Here is a 17,722-nt window from a genome sequence, read left to right on the forward strand (position 1 = left end):
CTTAAGGAGCTTCCACAAATTCGCGAACACCGCGAAAGCTCCTGCGATGAATCGGACACGGTCCAAACGTCTTGAGCGCTGCCCGATGCGCCGCGGTAGGATATCCGAAATGCCGATCAAATCCGTATTGCGGGTAGACGAGGTGATAGCTCTGCATCAGTCGGTCACGGGTCACTTTGGCGATAATTGAAGCGGCTCCGATCGTCGCCACCAACGCATCGCCATCAATAATTGCGCGACTCTGTGGAAATTCCGGCAGCCGATCCCGCCCGTCCACCAAAATCACACCGGTGTCACAGCCCAGTTTCCGTACCGCTGCCTGCATGGCGAGTAGAGAGGCCACGCGTATGTTGACGTGATCAATCTCGCTGTGCTCTACTTGGGCCGTGGCCCAGCGAAGGTGCATGGTCAATTCATCGTACAAAGCCTCACGCATCGCAGGCCTGAGGCTCTTTGAGTCCTGTCCGCGCCAAAGATACTCATTGTCGGCGAAGACCACCGCCGCGGCAACGACCGGACCCGCCAACGGCCCCCGCCCGGCCTCATCGCAGCCAACGATGCATGTCACGCCGTTAGCCGACAGGTCGGTCTCGATGCGTTCATTTCGCAGCGGTATGAGTGTGGTCGTGGTCATACGTATCTGTCGGTCGGGATTGCCCACATTTCTGCGGCCCGCATGCCCCCGCTCAAGACTTGCTTCCAGCCTTTGCCGGTCTGAACCCACCGTGTTCCCTGCGCATCTTTTATGGGCCAGGCGATCACAATTGTGCCCACCGATGAATCTGCGGACGCTGGCGACAGGCGCTCCATGGCCGCCGAGAGATTCGTCACGATAACCGATGTAGAATCCGGAGCCATCAGCGAGATTTCCCATGCGTCGCCAGCACTACGTAAATTCTGAACCTCCAGCAGCACGGCGCCAATCTGCCAACGCTCACCGGGGATTGCGCGGTGCAACGGAACGCCCTGCTCGTGCAATACCGCGTCTAACCGTGCTGATGTGAGTGTCAGCCGCGGTGCTGAGACGTCAATCGCCAATTCAGGTTGAGCCAGTTGGATCACGGTCGGAGCACCGCCAATCATCGTTGCGGCGCGCGACGGGATGATGAGAAAGTCAGATCGGCTGAGATGCTGGCGTGCAAATTCCGAGCGCAACGCCGACGCCGATTGCGATTCAGACCACTCACTACCGCAACCGATCACGCCGTTACAGTCCCCCACCCTAACCAGAAGCAGGCCGCTCGATTCCGAGCCTATTTGCGCCACTTCAGCGGCCGACCTTTCGCTGAGCCGCGGCGACCACAACGTGATGTTCAATCCTAACAGGACGAGCATCATCGCCAGCCGAATCCGACCAGCGGCCGCAACTGCCACTGCTGCCAGTTGAAGCAGTAGCGCAACAGTAGCACTCCACAATTGCTGTGGAACGACAAAACTCGCGCCTATGAGCGTGGCCGTCCAGCCGGTCACCGCGATGAAAATGCCAACCAGGCCTTCTACCGTCCGGCCGATCGCGGATGCCACAGACAGGGAAATGGGATCAAAGGCCAGCAAGAGCAGCACGAGGACGAGCAAGAACGAGAACAGCGGTATGGCGACGAGATTCGTCACGATGGCGACTCCGGGAACACGACCAAAGAGCAGCGCCGCAATGGGAGCCGTGGCGATCTGGGCGCCAACCGTGGCCGAGAGAATTTCAGTCGTATGCGCGCCGAACCCGCGGCGTGGCGTTCGCAGAAGGTCCTGAAGCGGCTGCTTCAAGACCGTGTAAGACATGAGAATCCCGGCAAGCGACAGGTAGCTCAAGTGGAAACCCGCATCCAATACGTGCAGCGGCCAAACCATAAGTTCGACTCCCGCCGCAAACAGCAACAGATTCAGCGGATGCGCTTGGCGGTGAAGCAGGCGGGCCGTGATCATCATGCCTGCCATTATGGAGGATCTGATGAGCGATGGGACGCCCAAACCCAATGCAGCGTAGATGGCCAGCAGGCACAGGAGCAAAATATAACGTGTTCGTTGCGGAACTCGCAACCACGACAGCAACAGCCAGCACAGCGAAACCAACAGTCCCGTGTTCAATCCACTAAGGGCGAACAAGTGCGCGAGACCTGTCACTTGCAAATCATCACGAAACTCCGCCGAAAATGCGTTGCGCTCGCCTAACAACAGAGCTCCCGCAACGGCGCGGGCGTCGGGACGCAAATGCCGATCAAAAGTGCCCAGAAGACCGGACCGAGCATCGTGCAAAGCGCGCCGGGCACTCCAGCCGCCTTCGACAACGACCAGCGATTGCTCGTCAGCTAACCTGGCGCGAGCGCCCAGTCGCTCTCGCAGCGACCAGCACAGATCTGAGAACGAACTCACCGGAGCGTTCAGGCTCTCCACACGGACGAAGCCCGCGACAACATCGCCTATGTTGACGGTAGCTGCTGCGGTGATTGGTACGCTCAATCGCACACGTAATGTCCGAAGGTCTACCGACTGGCTGTCACTGCGCAACTGCACGTCGGCTAACCAGAAATTGACTGAACGGCCAGATGCCATCGGCTCATCGTACCACACCACGGTGCCTCGGCAGACCACAATGGCGGTGTCGTTTGAGAAGGTCAGCAAACTGGCCCGCTCCGTTCGCGCAAGTTCGCTCGAACCGCGCTGTCCCACAACCACGGCGAATACGACGTAGACCATCAATGCCGCAAGACGGCGGGAACTCGCAAAGAGCAGACACAGCACAGCCGCAACCGACACACCGACGGTTAACGGTAAACCGACAACTCCACCTGCAAATAGAGCCAGCGCCACGCCACCCAAGCCCGCGACCGCCAGCCCCAGCGCGGGTACATCAGCCAGCCGAATTTCCGGCCGCAGTGCCATGCGTGTACTACTTCGTCAAGAGAAAGCGTGTGGCGATTCCCAACGACAGGGGCTTCGCATCCACTTTGGAATAGCCCGCCGACTTAAACACCTCCAGCAGCCGCGAAGACGATGGGAATCGCTGAATCGTCTCAGCAAGATACTTGTAGGCCTCCGGATCTGATGAAACCGCTCCACCCAAGGGCCGCATCACCCACCACATGTACATTTTAAAGATCCGGTCAATAACGGCCGAACGATCCGGTGTGAATTCCAATATCACCCCTTGCCCGCCGGGCTTCAGCACGCGATGCAATTCACGCAAACCGCCTTCGAGATCGCGAAAATTTCGAATGCCAAACGCCACCATATAGCGGTCGTAGCTGGCATCAGGAAAAGCCAATTGTTCGGCCGCACCGACGACCAGATCATAGTGCTGAATCCCCCGGGCGCGAACCTTGACGTCCGCCAGTTCGAGCATTCCCGGAGCCGGATCGAGGAGCGTAGTATGTACGCCTGGACATTGTTTCTGCGCCTCGAGAGCCATGTCCCCCGTGCCTGCGCTGCAATCCAGAACTCGCATGTCCTGCGTGAGCCTGAGCGATTGCACGGCCAGTCTGCGCCAGCTACGGTCAACCCCTAACGAAAAGATGCGGTTCAACCGGTCATAGGTGGAAGAGATGCGATTAAACATCTCAACAACTTGCGGATTCGCACCGGCGGCGACCGTTGAGCGCAGGGCGGGACCCGCGGATTGAGGCGGAGTGGTCACGGAGTAGATAAGAATAGATAGGCTAAAAAGAGAGGTGACGAAACGAGCAGCGAATCGAAACGATCAAGGAACCCGCCATGACCGGGGATAATTTGCGAAGAATCCTTTATGCCCGCTTCGCGTTTCATCAGCGATTCAATCAGGTCACCGATCTGGCCGGCGATGCCGACAATCAGCGGCAGTATCCAGTAGTCGTACGGGAGCGGGCGGGCAAGATTGAGCATCTGCAATGCGGGAAGAAGCAGCGCCGCAAATAGGAGGCCTGAGACTGCGCCCTCAACAGTTTTATTCGGGCTCGCCTGAGGATATAGCTTGTGCCGACCAAGCAAGCGCCCACCGAAGTAGGCGCCCGAATCGCACAACCAGGTCGCCGCAAACAAAATCCCTAACGCGCCCAATCGACTGTGCCGGATGGCATCCGAGTACTCAGCCAGGTGATACCACAGAGCTATGGGAAGCGCGGCATAGATCAAGTACAGTGCGCCGTACCCCAGTTGCAGCAGAGGTCGCCGTTCCCGTTGAAACACAACCAGCAACACCCATACATAGACCGCGATCAGGGTTTCACCCGTGGCGGTCTTCGCGCCGTGCCCGAAAATGAACAGGTCAAAACCCAAAAGAGCGAAGAGCAGGGCCGCCGTGCCCAACGGGACACCTGCCGCGTTCGCGAAGCCACGCCATTCATGCAGCAGCAGCAACTGCAAGGCGCCGATGAGTGCCATTAACCAGTAGCCGCCATAGTTCGCCGCCAGCAGCAGAACAGGAATGCCGATGGCCGCAGCGAGCAGTCGTTGCACCAAATTGGACACTATTCGAACCGGCGTCCGCGTAAAGAGGATTCTTCCGGCGGCCAGCCGGACGAGTCGGATTCTGCTCGCAGAATCTCGAATGCAGGCACCATTTGTGCTTGCAGTGCCTCGTCACTCAACAAGAAAATTGAACTTGTATCCGGATCCGTCAACTTCACCCGAGAAACGGCCGTGAAACCTGAGTCGGGAAACATCCGCACGATGTCGGTGTGAATCGCAAGCGCCTCGGGGTAACGCGCGAGCCGAAACTCGAGTAAATACGCCAGGGCATGCAGCGCCCGCGCACCCGCAGCCGAATGACTGTCTAAAGCCGCAACCGCCCGATAGCCGTTGACAACTTCCTCCAGCGGATCGCCCGCGAGAAACCCCCGTTCGACACGGTCGAACTCGAGATCCTGATCTGTCTTGGGTGCCTGCAACGGCGCGAGGCCAAGCGCATCGCGTGCTGCATTCCTGACGTGCAGCAAGGCTTCTTCCGCCTCCGCGGCTTCATGTAAGAGGGCCGTGCCTCGGGTCTCATCGGCGTTTGCGTTAATAAGTTTCAGCCCAAGTTGGACAACGGCGCGCCAATGCTCATCCCCGGCGCCTGCCACAGCAACGCCGGATTCAAGTTGCGTCATGGCGCTATCCGGTGCGGACAATACAGTCTCATAGAACGAAGCGGCGTCAAGATGCGCGGCCACCAACCGGCGAGCCGCCGAAAGACGCTGCATCGTGTACAGTTCACGAGGCGACACAACACGCGGTCTGTTCGGCGCCTCGGCCTGCTCATCACCGACTCGAACAGTGTCCGGCGCTCGCGCCGCGCGAGCCGCTTGCCGTAAGGAATCCTGCACCGTCAACGCGCGCATGATCGAATCGGCCAGCATCTCCGCCGGCGTCATCTCCGTAATTTCTTTTTCGGCCGACGGCGGAGTCGAGACCGTATCTAAGACGGCGTCCCCGGCCACAGAGTCACTGAGCTCGACCAACACGTCACCAATTAGCTCTTCGACGAGAACCGCAGTATCCGGCGAAACGATCTCACTGTGCACCGAATCGGCGACCGGAAGCAGAGAATCTGAAACCGTCTCGGGAAAATCTTCTTTTGGAGCGTCTTCACTCGGCAGATCCTGCAACGCTTGATCAAGGATCGCCAAACTGTCCCGCAAAATTGGAATATGCTGCAGCGCGTCCAGCCCGGATTCCAATTGGCGAGCTTCGTTGCGCGCTGAATCTTGCAGCGCCCGCGGCGCGCCGGCACCGGGGACACTATCAAACTTAGCGCGCGCCAACTCGAGATCGCCTAACTTGTTGCGCGCCACGAGGCCTTGCAGGTAGTATGAACGGGCCTTAGCTTCGCCGGGATTCGATGTTGAACAAAACTCCTCCATCATCCGGATGGCCAGAGATGGATCGCCTGCCTCGGCCTCCACCTTTGCCGCTTCCAATCGAACATCCGGAGCGCGGTCAATAAACCGACGGTCAAATTCAAGCGGCCGTAAGTAGTCGCGCGCCAAATCGTAATTCTTGTCCAAGGCCGCCATCTGCGCCAGCAGCGACCGAGCCTCAAAGGCCTCATCAGCGGATCGTGTCAACCCTAAGCACCGCTCAAGCGCCGTGCGCGCCTCGTCACGACGATTCAAGATGTGATAGGACCGCCCAAGGGTTAGAAAGTCAGATGCCTTTTCGTCGCGGTCATAGGATATCTCCCGGATTCGCTCAAGATACTCAACGGCTTGCTCCGGCTGCTTGCGCTCGGCGGCTATCTTCGCCAAAGTGCGGGCCGCTCCAGCAATCGCGGGAGTCGTCTTTAGATTGTCCTGCGCACCGAGCAGCACATTCTCCGCGGCTTCGCTCATGTTCTGGGCCAACAACGCTTGTGCACGCCAGACAACCGCCTCTTCCGCGTGCCTGCTGTTCGGGAAAATCGTTCCAAGCTCCGTGAACTTCCGCTCCGCGCGTGCGAACTCCTCAGTGCGGTAGTAGCTTACGCCCATAACCATCAGCGCGTCATCTATCCAGCGGCTATTGGGATAAAACTCGAGGAGCTTACTGCACGATTGGAGAATCCCCTGGTATTGCTGCACCGGAATTCCTGTCGCGCTGCCGCCGCCGGGCTGTGAACCGCGGGGCGCGCCTTGCTGAGCACGCTTCGTCTGGCGCTCCGCCGCGCGAAAGTCCTTCTTGATGTTGTAAAACGTGTTGTAATAGGCGCAACCGCTTAGTAGCAGCGTGCCGATCACGATCCACGCGGTACGGGTAATGAGTCTACGTTCTATCTTGGGCATCGGCAGATTGTTGCGCGGCGCGAAGCCGCTTCCACTCGAGAAAAAGGGCAGTAACCGCGGCACCGGCGGGTTCGTGGATCGAAACCGTGGCGCGTGGGCTGAATTGCGTAGGTTCAAGATTGATTTCGATAACATGTGCGCCGTTTTCCAGCGCAATCTCGGGCAGCGATGCCGCCGGGTAGACGACCGCCGACGTGCCAATGGTCAAAAAGAGATCGCACGACTCCGCGGCGTGAAACGCTGCCGTCAGGATATCTTCGGGCAGCATTTCTCCAAACCACACAACTCCGGGGCGGTACGACCCGCCGCACGGGCAACGCGGAATTCCGATCGGCTGGTGTAGGAGATCGTCCGTGGTTTCCTGACCACATTTCAGACATCGGTTGACACGGATGTTGCCATGCAGTTCCAAGACATCACGGCTCCCGGCTACCTGGTGCAGGCCATCCACATTCTGCGTGATTAGCGTGAAGTCGTTCATGTGCCGCTGCCACTCCGCGAGCGCAATGTGCGCGGCATTGGGTTTGGCCTCGGCGAGGACGGAACGGCGATAGCTGTACCATTCCCAGACAAGCTCAGGATTCGCCATGAATCCCGCCATACTTGCCAACTCTTCAGGCCGCATCTTGTTCCAAATGCCTTCCTTCCCCCGAAAAGTACCAAGACCGGATTCCGCAGACACGCCGGCACCGGTCAATATGGCCATGCGGCGGCAATCCGATAAGATGTCTTGTAATCGGCTCGGTGCCGTGAAACTTTTCACTTGACTTTGATTCGCAGCATGTTTATATTGCGGCACTTCACGCTGACCAGTCCGCCGATCCACTTGGTCGGCCCAGCGTTTGGGGTAGCAATTACAATAAGATAAGAATTTTCGGACAAAATGCCACAACACAAATCTTGCGAAAAGCGGATGCGCACGGCCACCAAGGCCCGGGAGAGGAATCGCCGGGACCGCGCTCGTTGTCGAACCGTCGAAAAACGAGTCACGCAGGCTGCCGATGCCGCTGTTGCGGTGACCAAATTGTCCGAAGCGTTTTCGGTACTGGATCGTATGGCCGACCGGGGTATTCTTCATCCCCGTACTGCGGCGCGCCGTAAAGCTCGTCTGGCGCGCGCTGCCAATAGCCTGAATTCTTAGTACTTACTCCGCCCCCCGCCGAGCCGGTGAGCTCGAGGCCAACGTCCCCCTCCGGCCTCAGCATATTCACCGGCTCTTTTTTGTCTCCGATTCTGCTACTTGGGTCGCGAGTAGTTCGGCGCTTCTTGGACGATGGAAACATCGTGCGGGTGGCTTTCGGTGTAACCGGCCGCCGTCGCTTCGATGAATCTTGTCTTGCTCTGCATTTCGGCGATTGTGCTGGCTCCGCAATAGCCCATCGAGGCTCGAAGACCGCCAATAAGCTGAAACACCGTGTCGGCTAATTTGCCTTTGTATGGCACTTTACCCTCGATACCTTCAGGAACATACTTACCGCTTGCCTCTTCGGCGGACTGGAAATACCGGTCCGCCGATCCTTTTTTCATGGCCCCGATAGAACCCATTCCGCGGAATAGCTTGTAGCTGCGGCCATCCACAAGAACTGTGTCCCCCGGCGCCTCCTCCGTGCCCGCGAAGAGGCTACCAATCATTGCCGATGAAGCACCGGCGGCGATGGCCTTTGCAATGTCGCCTGAGTACCGGATGCCTCCGTCCGCAATCACCGGCACATTCAATGGGCCAAGTGCCTCGGCCACCCACATCACGGCGGTGATCTGCGGGACGCCGACGCCCGCAACGACTCGAGTGGTGCAGATCGAACCGGGCCCTACGCCGACCTTCACTCCCGTGGCCCCGGCCTTAGCCAGCGCGACCGCGCCGTCCGCCGTCACCACGTTGCCTGCGATTATTTCCATGTGCGGATACATGCCGCGCAGCTTCTCGACAGTCTTGATCACATTACGTGAATGTCCGTGAGCTGAGTCAATCACCAGGGCATCCACATCGGCCTTGACCAATTGCGCCGCGCGGACTTCGGCATCGCCGCCAATGCCAATCGCTGCCGCCACGCGCAAACGACCTTCAGCATCTTTGCAGGCATTCGGAAATTGCGTGCGTTTCTGGATGTCCTTGACTGTGACCAGACCAAGCAGCTTGCCATCATCGCTGACCAACAGCAATTTCTCGATGCGATGTTGCTGTAGAATTTGCTCGGCCGTGCCAAGATCCGTATTGACTGGAGCAGTGACCAAGCGATCCCGGGGAGTCATTAATTTGGTAACCGGGGTTTCCGGATCACTCTCGAAACGCATATCACGGTCCGTGATGATTCCCTCGAGCGTGCCATGCTCGTCAACAATCGGGATGCCACTAACTCCTTTGGCACGCTTGAGCTGCAGCGCGTCGGCCAGCTTCGCGTAGGGCGGCAATGTATAGGGTTCAAAAATAATCGCCGACTCACTACGCTTAACGCGGTCCACTTCGGACGCCTGCTCGTCCGGCGTCATGTTCTTGTGGACGACGCCAATGCCGCCCTGCCGGGCTAATGCGATGCACAGATCGGACTCCGAAACCGTGTCCATCGCCGCTGAGATCAGCGGAATGTTCAATGTGATGCCGCTGGTCAACCGACTCGAAGTATCTACTTCGGAAGGCAGGACTTCAGAGGCCGCCGGTATCAAGAGCACGTCATCATACGTGAGTCCGATACCGACGATGCGCGGGAATTGCGTCTTCATCTATCGTGTCCCTTGTCAAACAAGTACTGAAAAAAGAGTCCTCTGCCCGCACAGGGGCAGAGGACCGCGGAACCGCAGCCGGTTCTTATTGCCAACGAGGATTTGGCAGATGCCTTAGGCAAGCGCCGCCTCATGGTTCTTCTTGAGGATAGCCAAACACAGCTCGGCGGCCTTCGTCAGGTCGTCAATCTTCAAATGTTCGCTGGTCGTGTGCTCCTGGCACATACCGCACCCGATCACAACGGCCGGCAGGCCTTTTTCATTATAAACATTCGCATTTGTGCCACCGCCGATCGCCGCGGGTTTCATCGCCAAACCAACGAGCTGACCGGCTTCGTGAACGACGCGATAGGGCAGCGAATCCAACGAAATGTCCATTGCCGTGAATTCACGCTTGATCGTCTCGGTTAGCACCGCCCGACGCGGTTTGCCGTCGATGACACGTTCGAACTTCGCGACTGCATCATGCAGCGCCTTGCTCATCGCCCGCGTCTGCGATTCCAGCTTATCGGTCGAATGGCTGCGCGCCTCTGCCCGCGAAGTCAGTTTTTCACAAACAATGTTCGTGGCGCGGCCCGCTTCAATCGTGCCGACATTGGCAGTCGTTTCGGGGTCAATGCGGCCCAGCGGCATATTGGAAACAGCTTCGGCAAATACTTCAATCGCGGAAATACCACGTTCAGGGCACATGCCGGCATGCGCCGCGACGCCTTCGATCTCGTAGAACATACGATTCGCGCTCGGCGCCTTGTAGATGATCTGATCCATCTCTTCACCGTCCAGAACGATCGCATACTTGGCTTTGACTTGCGACAGATCAACTTGGAAGCATCCCATCAGGCCAATCTCTTCGGCAACGTCAAAAATCACTTCGACAGGCCCATGCGGCATGTCGCTTTCGTGAAGGCACTGCAAGAGTTCGAGAATCGCTGTAACGCCCGCCTTGTCATCGGCGCCGAGGACCGTTGTACCGTCGGAGCGGATGATGTCCCCGTCAATCCGCGGCTTGATGCCAAGTCCTGGCATCACGGTATCCATGTGCGACGAGAACAAAACCGCAGGCGCGTTCGAACCTCGCGCCGGCATGCGCACATGCAAGTTGCCGCAATTGCCGCCGATTTTGGCTCCGGCGTCGTCGCGCCACATCTTTACACCCAGCGGCGCAAGCAGTTTTTCGATGAAGTCGGCCACATTGGCTTCTTGCTTCGACGGACTGTCAATCTGCACCAATTGGCAGAACAGATTGACCATGCGATCGCGATTTACTTTAGGAAGGCTCATGGTCTTTAGACTATTGGTTGTGCGTACAAGAAATCCGCGTCGGCGCGCTCGACTCGAAAGTGAATGACCTGGCCCGCCTCCACCCGATCACGGGGTATGGCGACATCGGCATAATTGCGCGCATGTCCGTAAAGGTACTTCCCAGCGCCGCGCCGCTCCGCGATGACTTCACCCTCGCGACCGACTTGACGGTCATGAAACCGCCCGCGCAGCGCGCGTGAAAGCTCGCGCAATTTGTCCGCTCGGCGTGCGGATTCAGTCTGGGTAACGCCGTCGGGCAACCGGGTCGCGGCCGTGCCCGGTCGAGCGCTGAACGGGAACACATGTAAATAGGAAATCTCTAACTCGGTCAGCAGATTGCGTGTCTGCGCAAAATTCTCAGGCGTCTCACCGGGAAAGCCCGTGATGACGTCCGCGCCGATTCCCCAGTCATCCCGCAGCCCGCGAGCCGTTTCCACTATCTGCCGCAATTGCCGCACCGTATAGCGACGGTTCATGCGGCGCAGCACGGCATCGCTGCCTGACTGAAACGGGAGATGCAAATGCGGACAGATATTCTCATGGGCCGCCATGGTCTTCAAGAAACGCTCACTGACGGCCCACGGTTCCACGCTCGACAGCCGCAAGCGCCGCAGCCCGGGAAGTTCCGCTAATGCTTCGAGCAATTGCGGAAGGGCATCTCGTTCGTTCCAATCGAAGCCATACGTACCCAATGCCACGCCTGTCACGACGATTTCCTGCACGCCGCAATCAATCAACACTCGCGCGCGTTCAAGCGCATCAAAAATCGGCAGACTCCGTCCCGCTCCACGCAGTTGCGGGACGATACAGTAGGTGCAGTGCTGCGAGCAGCCGTCCTGCACCTTTAAGAAGGTGCGCACGCGACCGCCAAGTCCGGCGATCCGAGTGCCATCGGTCCAACCCGTCGCGGTGTGTATTCCGCCAATCTGAATGCTCTCGTCCAGATTCAGGAATTCTAAGAATTGTTCCTTTTCGCGGTTACCCAGAATGCGCGACGCACCGGATTTCAGCAATGCCTCCGGCGCGCGCTCGGCATGACAGCCGGTTGCCACGACTTCAGTTTGCGGATTTTGACGAAGGGCCGCGCGGATTGCCGCGCGGCCCTTCCGTTCCGCTGTCTCTGTCACTGCGCATGTGTTGACGACCACGAGATCAGCCTCACGTGCACTTGGCGTTTCAACGTACCCCTCCGACCGCAGCTGCGTCAACAGCATCTCACTGTCATACTGATTGAGTCGGCAGCCCAGCGTCGTGACATGCACGCGCCGGCGAGTCGGAGTGTCCATGGCGTTTAGGCGTTCTCCGGCGTATCGGTTGCCGTGTCGTCGCCCGTTTCGCCTACGATGTATTGTTCACGCGTTGCCGCGTCAATCTCTTCGTCCTGACCTTCCGGGGCCTGCGCGGCCAGAATGATCTTCTTGTTCTCTCGGTCGAATTCGATCACTTCGAGCGTGATTTCGTCGCCGACGCTAACCGATTGCTTCGCGCCTTTGGTCAAACGCTTGAGTTGGCTGGCAGGAACAAAACCTTCGACTTCACGAGGCAACTCAACAATCACGCCCTTATCCATGACGCGCACAACCTTACCGGCCGTCTGCGAGCCCACGGCGTACATTGATTCAAATTCGTCCCACGGATTCGACTGAGCCTGTTTCAAGCCCAACGCAATGCGGCGCTCGTTACGGTCAAAGCCGAGCACAACCACTTCCACGTCTTCGCCCTTCTGCAGGATTTCCCCGGGATGGCGGACACGCTTGGTCCACGAGAGATCCGAAATATGCACAAGCCCGTCAATGCCGTCTTCGAGCTCAACAAACGCGCCGAACGGAACGAGGTCACGCACTTTGCCTTTGTGACGTGAACCCGGTGCATATTTTTGCTCCAGATTCTCCCAAGGATCGGCCTCGACCTGCTTCATGCCAAGAGAAATCTTGCGACCTTCCTTGTCAATGTTCAGGATGACCACTTCAACTTCATCACCTACTGAAAGCATGGCCGACGGATGCTTAACATGCTGCGTCCAGCTCATTTCAGAGATATGCACCAGACCTTCAAGGCCCTTTTCAAGTTCGACAAACGCACCGTAACGCGCGATTGACACGACCTTGCCCTTGACCTTAGCGCCCACCGGATAGCGATCATCCACCCCGTCCCACGGGTGCGGCTGAAGCTGCTTCAAACCTACCGAAATACGCTGACGCTCGCGATCATAGTCGAGCACCTTGACGGTGAGCTTCTGATCAAGCTGCACAACTTCTGACGGGTGACCAACGCGGCCCCACGACAGGTCCGTGATATGCAGCAAGCCATCCACACCGCCCAAGTCCACAAACACGCCGAAATCAGTGATGTTCTTGGCCGTGCCTTCCATAATGTCGCCCACCTGCAAGTCGGCGAGAATCTTCTCGCGCACACCCTTCAGGCTTTCTTCGATGATGATTTTGCGCGACACGACGATGTTCTTGCGCGCGTCGTTCAGCTTGACAATGCGGAATTCCATATCGCGGCCAACCAGCGCATCGAAGTCACGCACCGGATGGACGTCAATTTGCGATCCCGGAAGGAACGCTTCGACGCCAAGCACGTTGACCACGAATCCGCCCTTGATGCGGCGCTGAATGTTGCCGGACACGACGTCCTGCTTTTCGAAATACGATTGGATCCGTTCCCACGTCTTCATGAAGTCAGCCTTGCGCTTCGACAGCGAGAGCTGGCCTGAATGATCTTCAACGCGGTCGAGGAATACCTCGACATCATCGCCGATCTTGACGTCGGGCAGATTGGCGAATTCTTCGCGGGCAACCGTGCCTTCAGACTTGAAGCCGATATCAATAGATATCTCCTTCTCGCTGATCGAGACGATCTTGCCCTGAATGATCTCGCCTTCCTTAAACTCCATCACCAGTTTGCTGTACAGGTTGACAAGGTCTTGCGCTTCCTGCGTGAGCTTCTGCTTCTCTTCAGGCAGCTCCTCGCGCTTGACCTTGCGACCCTTGAACAGGATCTCCTCGACCCAGGCCGGTGCTTTCGTTTCTTCGAGTACGATTGGGTTTAGTTCTTCCATTTTTTCACTCCCGAATTTGTATGCCCGCCGGGGATGCGGGGTTGGTTAACGACTGGATAATATTATCGCAATCTTTCATCTTCAATGCTATCTCGTCCTTCGATGGGAGCGAGTTGGCTGACCTTGGCTACGGTCGTTTCCAGTGACAATTGGCGGATTCGATCGAGAATCCGGTCGGCTATTAACTGATATCCGTCGCGGTTTTCCCCGGCGTCGCCGATGATTTCGTCCGGCGGTATTGGTTCGCCGATGACGATCTCAAGCTGCGGTCGTTTTCCCTTGAACGCTGCCGCCGTGCCCGTGCCGTGTAAATAAACCGGAATAACCGGAACATTCGTCTTGCGCAGCACCCAACCAACGCCGAACTTAGGATATAGGAAACCTGTGCTTGATGCTCGCGTTCCCTCTGGGAAAAAGAGGAGCGCACCGCCGTTACTGAGCACCTTCAAGCACGTGCTCATCGCCGCTTTGTCCATCTGCCCGCGCTTCACCGGGAAGGCGTTCAGTCTGCGCAGAAAGGCGCCGCCCAATTTGCTGTCAAACAGCTCCGCTTTGGCGAAGTAGCTGATCTGGCGCTTGAGAAACCCGCCCACCAACGGCGGATCAAGATTCGAACGGTGATTTGAACAGATCAGGTACGCGCCGGTGTCCGGTATTCTGTCAGCACCCGTTACGCGCACTCCATACAACACCCGGAACAACAGCCGCGCCGTCCACCCAACGGTCGCATAAAAACGACTCACGCGCTACTTTGCTCCAACCACTTTGAGCTTCTTCACCAATGCGAGGACAGTCTCCACCTGGTCCCCTACCGTGCAGCGCGACGTGTCAATGGCGAAGGCATCGTCCGCCTTGCGCAGGGGACTATGCTCGCGTGTAGAATCCCGTTGGTCACGTTTAATGATCGCTTCTTCAACATCGTCAACAGACTGTGTGATGCCGCGCGCCGCAAGTTCCTTATGGCGACGCACCGCGCGCACGTGAGAATCAGCCGTCAAGTAAACTTTGAGATCCGCGCCGGGAAACACCACAGTACCAATGTCCCGGCCATCCGCCACGATGCCGCCATCCTTGCCGATTTCACGTTGCCAATCAACAAGGTACTCCCGGACCAGCGCATGTTCAGACACGGGTCCAACCCATAACGAAATTTCTGGCGTGCGAATCGCTTCCGAAACGTCTTCCCCATCGAGCAGGAAATGCACTTCGCCGCCGCGATTCACTTGCGATACGGTCGTCGAGTTGAGGAGCTTCGTCAACGCAGCTTTGTCGGTGAGCTCAATACCGCTCTGATAGATCTTGAGAGCAATCGCGCGGTACATCGCGCCGGTATCCAAGTACATCAGGCCGAGCTTGTCGGCGACCAACTTCGCCGTAGTGGACTTGCCGCTGCTGGCCGGTCCGTCAATTGCAATGACCAATGGTCTGCTCGGCGCGTTCATGCCTTTATCCGACCGCCATTCTCATCTTCAATGAAGATGCGCGTCACGATCTTGCCCACAAAGTGCGTATCGCTTTCGCCCTCGAAACGGCTCAGCCACGGGTAACCTGATGAAGTATCCGTGTGCTGGCCATGCTCTTCAAAACGCAAGTGGCGCTCAATGCGCGATTGCCAGACCTGCATATTCTCAGTACGCAGGTCCACCCAACCCTTGCGTACCCACTCGTTGAGATTCTCGCTGTCCACTTTGAACTCGTTAGAGCCGGCATAAGGCGGAATCTTCACTTCAGGGCCGCGCAAGTAATTCACGCCGTCCGGCATCAAGATCGGCACGCCAATCGAGAGAATTGTCTGGCGCAACGCCGCATTTGTCTCGATCACTTTCAACAGTGCGGCGCTGCACTCCGCCGGCGTCCGTTTGCAGAAGTCGTGCACCTGTGGAAAGGCGAGCCAGATCAGGTAGGCTTCATAGAGCAATTTAGAAAGGTTCGGCGGACCGAGCATCTCGAACGCGATACTTCGGCTTCCGGATTCCCGCTCCAAGCGTACCATTTCATCCAGCGCCGCTTTGCGCAATACTCCGGCCCGATAGGTTGGGCCCATCACAACTGCATCCAGGGCCCCGACTACGTCAAAGCCGCTGTTGCCGCCTTCAATTTCCGTGACAACCGAGTGCGCGATTTCTTCAGGCGTGACAAACTCCATCTGGTCAGCCGCAGTAATCGTGAAGAATTCCTCGGTGGAAAAAATGCCGTTCTCGCCGGTGTCTATGAACACGGATTTCAGGTTGCCGCTCTGCTTCGCGCCTGCGGAATCGTCCACCCGTTTGAACGTAGCACCAATTGAAATCGGTGCCGAAGGATCGCAATCAAACAGCGGTATGGGTCTGCCGCCGCGATGAATCTCACCGTAGGCAATCTTTTTCCATGCGATCACCGCCGCCGGTTTTATTTCCTTGACATATGGCGAACCAGGCGTGCGGCCCATCAAAAAGAGCAGCATACTGTGCGCACCGGCCAGCGAGGACTTGCTAAGCAATTGACCGGACGGTTTGTCTTCCGAGTGCGTATACGGAATATTCAGCCCCATGCCGCCCGTGCCAGTCGTGCCGATCTTGAGGAACATGCGCACGCCATTTTGACGACAGGCCTCATTCAGCACCTGCAAATGGCGAATCAACTGCGGGATGCTGATGGTACTGACGAGCTTCTCAATTCGGTCGCGCGCATCCTCAACCGAAGCGCCCACCGCACCGTCCAGCGCCTCGCGAACGTCATAGTAAGCTGTGTAGGTATCCTGATAAGCTAAGCCCGTCGCCGAATTCACGCTATCAATGATAATATCAGGTCGGTGCTTTTCGATAAGCTGATAGAGGAAGAACGACTTCAGACGCGCTTCATTGGGCTTCTCGAAGACACTGTCAATAAACTGCCGGCGTAAATTCGCGTCATTCAGAATTTCAGCGCGTTGGCGGTCTTTGAGCGGCGTTGTCAGGAAGATGTCCCCCCAGTCCGGAACGACTTGACAACCGCCCTGAAACGGCGTCAACTCGTCCACTGCTTCACGAGCTTCGCGCTCGCGCAACGACAACACGGCCAAGTACGACGGAGCACCCTCCAACAGCCGCCTGCACACCGCGCCGCCGACCAGACCCCAACCCCCTAATACGAGGATTCTACTGTTACGAATGTTCATCTTCAGATGAAGCGTTACGATTTGACAGGTCTTGCGCAGTCAGCGCATGATGACCGTTGCCCGGCTTGGTCTCCACGGGAGAATCATCTGAATCAACGGATTCGGCCTCGGGCAATTCCAGCGATTCTTGCTCCGGTGCCGCGGATCGCAATTCACCAAGTTCACGCGTTAGTTCAGCATGACGCGGCAGATCCGCTACGCTCGTTACCCCGAAGTACTTAAGAAACTCATCCGTAATTTCGTAGAGCAACGGACGCCCCACCAACTCGGCGCGGCCCTTCACGCGAATCAACCGGCGGTCAAGCAAGTTGCGCAGCACGCCACCCGAATCCACACCGCGAATCTCGTCAATGTCCACCCGCGTAACAGGACCTCGAAAGGCAATAACCGCCAAAGACTCCAGCGCCGCGCGCGAAAGTCGGGTCCGCGCTTTTTCCGCAAGAAATCGCCTGATCATGTCGCCATGCTCGGGCCGCGTGAACAGCATGTAGCCGCCAGCCACAGGCAATATCTCAAAAGAGCGTTGCTGCGCTTCGTATTCGAGATTCAGCGCCGCCACCAGTTCAGCAATCTTACTCCCGGCGCGCTTGCCGACCGCCGTCGTGAAACTGGCCTCCGTTAACGGTTCAGTACTGGCCAAAAGCAACGCTTCGAGTTGCAACATACGGCGACGAAGACGTAAGTCCGCATCGTTGTCGTCAGAAGACTCATCTTCTTCAAACTCCGGGGACTCAGGTTCATTCGCGCCGAGCTCTTCCTCCGGGCTGTACTGCTCTTCTTCCAAATAGGGCATTG

15 protein-coding genes are annotated in these 17,722 nt (G+C 57.6%); 1 reads left to right on the forward strand and 14 read right to left on the reverse strand.

From position 1 onward, the window contains the following. Window position 1 precedes the first annotated feature (1 nt). Genes IPH10_03840 through IPH10_03865 form a run of 6 tightly spaced genes read right to left on the reverse strand, consistent with a single transcriptional unit; the run spans window position 2 to window position 7,413 of the window. Window positions 2–634 (reverse strand): ribonuclease HII, encoded by a 633-nt coding sequence (locus IPH10_03840; GenBank protein MBK6910052.1) that lies wholly within the window; start codon window positions 632–634, stop codon window positions 2–4. Continuing rightward, window positions 631–2,877 carry a ComEC/Rec2 family competence protein gene (locus IPH10_03845; GenBank protein ID MBK6910053.1) on the reverse strand — a complete coding sequence of 749 codons (2,247 nt, stop codon included), beginning with the start codon at window positions 2,875–2,877 and terminating at the stop codon, window positions 631–633. The genes IPH10_03840 and IPH10_03845 overlap by 4 nt, the downstream gene beginning before the upstream one ends. Before the next feature lie 7 nt (window positions 2,878–2,884). Further along, window positions 2,885–3,628, reverse strand: coding sequence for a ubiquinone/menaquinone biosynthesis methyltransferase (locus IPH10_03850; protein ID MBK6910054.1), 744 nt, complete (start codon window positions 3,626–3,628; stop codon window positions 2,885–2,887). Further along, window positions 3,625–4,425 carry a phosphatidate cytidylyltransferase gene (locus IPH10_03855; GenBank protein ID MBK6910055.1) on the reverse strand — a complete coding sequence of 267 codons (801 nt, stop codon included), beginning with the start codon at window positions 4,423–4,425 and terminating at the stop codon, window positions 3,625–3,627. The genes IPH10_03850 and IPH10_03855 overlap by 4 nt, the downstream gene beginning before the upstream one ends. An 11-nt stretch (window positions 4,426–4,436) precedes the next feature. Further along, window positions 4,437–6,707: a tetratricopeptide repeat protein gene (locus tag IPH10_03860; protein ID MBK6910056.1), complete on the reverse strand. Its 2,271-nt coding sequence runs from the start codon at window positions 6,705–6,707 to the stop codon at window positions 4,437–4,439. Next, window positions 6,688–7,413, reverse strand: a complete 726-nt coding sequence (locus IPH10_03865; protein MBK6910057.1) for an NAD-dependent deacylase — start codon at window positions 7,411–7,413, stop codon at window positions 6,688–6,690. The genes IPH10_03860 and IPH10_03865 overlap by 20 nt, the downstream gene beginning before the upstream one ends. Window positions 7,414–7,590: 177 nt before the next feature. On the opposite strand from IPH10_03865, the gene rpsT reads away from it, so the two are divergent. Further along, window positions 7,591–7,848: a 30S ribosomal protein S20 gene (gene rpsT / locus IPH10_03870; GenBank protein MBK6910058.1), complete on the forward strand. Its 258-nt coding sequence runs from the start codon at window positions 7,591–7,593 to the stop codon at window positions 7,846–7,848. 95 nt (window positions 7,849–7,943) lie between these two features. On the opposite strand, the gene guaB is transcribed toward rpsT, so the two are convergent. The 8 genes from guaB to scpB all read right to left on the reverse strand — a co-directional run bounded on the left by guaB (window position 7,944) and on the right by scpB (window position 17,720). Next, window positions 7,944–9,425, reverse strand: coding sequence for an IMP dehydrogenase (gene guaB, locus IPH10_03875; GenBank protein MBK6910059.1), 1,482 nt, complete (start codon window positions 9,423–9,425; stop codon window positions 7,944–7,946). Between the two features lie 114 nt (window positions 9,426–9,539). After that, on the reverse strand, window positions 9,540–10,676 hold the full coding sequence (locus IPH10_03880; protein ID MBK6910060.1) for a M20/M25/M40 family metallo-hydrolase: 1,137 nt from the start codon (window positions 10,674–10,676) through the stop codon (window positions 9,540–9,542). A gap of 35 nt (window positions 10,677–10,711) precedes the next feature. Next, window positions 10,712–12,013: a tRNA (N(6)-L-threonylcarbamoyladenosine(37)-C(2))-methylthiotransferase MtaB gene (gene mtaB, locus IPH10_03885; GenBank protein ID MBK6910061.1), complete on the reverse strand. Its 1,302-nt coding sequence runs from the start codon at window positions 12,011–12,013 to the stop codon at window positions 10,712–10,714. Between the two features lie 5 nt (window positions 12,014–12,018). Beyond that, the gene (gene rpsA, locus IPH10_03890; GenBank protein MBK6910062.1) at window positions 12,019–13,791 is read right to left on the reverse strand and encodes a 30S ribosomal protein S1; all 1,773 of its coding nucleotides are present in this window, start codon (window positions 13,789–13,791) and stop codon (window positions 12,019–12,021) included. Window positions 13,792–13,853: 62 nt separating this feature from the next. Next, a complete protein-coding gene (locus IPH10_03895; GenBank protein ID MBK6910063.1) occupies window positions 13,854–14,534 on the reverse strand; it encodes a 1-acyl-sn-glycerol-3-phosphate acyltransferase in 681 nt (226 codons plus the stop codon). A 3-nt stretch (window positions 14,535–14,537) separates the two neighbouring features. Then, window positions 14,538–15,233 (reverse strand): (d)CMP kinase, encoded by a 696-nt coding sequence (locus tag IPH10_03900; protein MBK6910064.1) that lies wholly within the window; start codon window positions 15,231–15,233, stop codon window positions 14,538–14,540. Beyond that, on the reverse strand, window positions 15,230–16,927 hold the full coding sequence (locus IPH10_03905; GenBank protein MBK6910065.1) for a short-chain dehydrogenase: 1,698 nt from the start codon (window positions 16,925–16,927) through the stop codon (window positions 15,230–15,232). Before IPH10_03905 ends, IPH10_03900 begins: the two co-directional genes overlap by 4 nt. Next, window positions 16,914–17,720 carry an SMC-Scp complex subunit ScpB gene (gene scpB, locus IPH10_03910; GenBank protein ID MBK6910066.1) on the reverse strand — a complete coding sequence of 269 codons (807 nt, stop codon included), beginning with the start codon at window positions 17,718–17,720 and terminating at the stop codon, window positions 16,914–16,916. Before scpB ends, IPH10_03905 begins: the two co-directional genes overlap by 14 nt. Window positions 17,721–17,722: the final 2 nt, after the last annotated feature.

Source organism: bacterium (genome assembly GCA_016702305.1).
Taxonomy (GTDB): Bacteria; Electryoneota; RPQS01; order RPQS01; family RPQS01; genus JABWCQ01.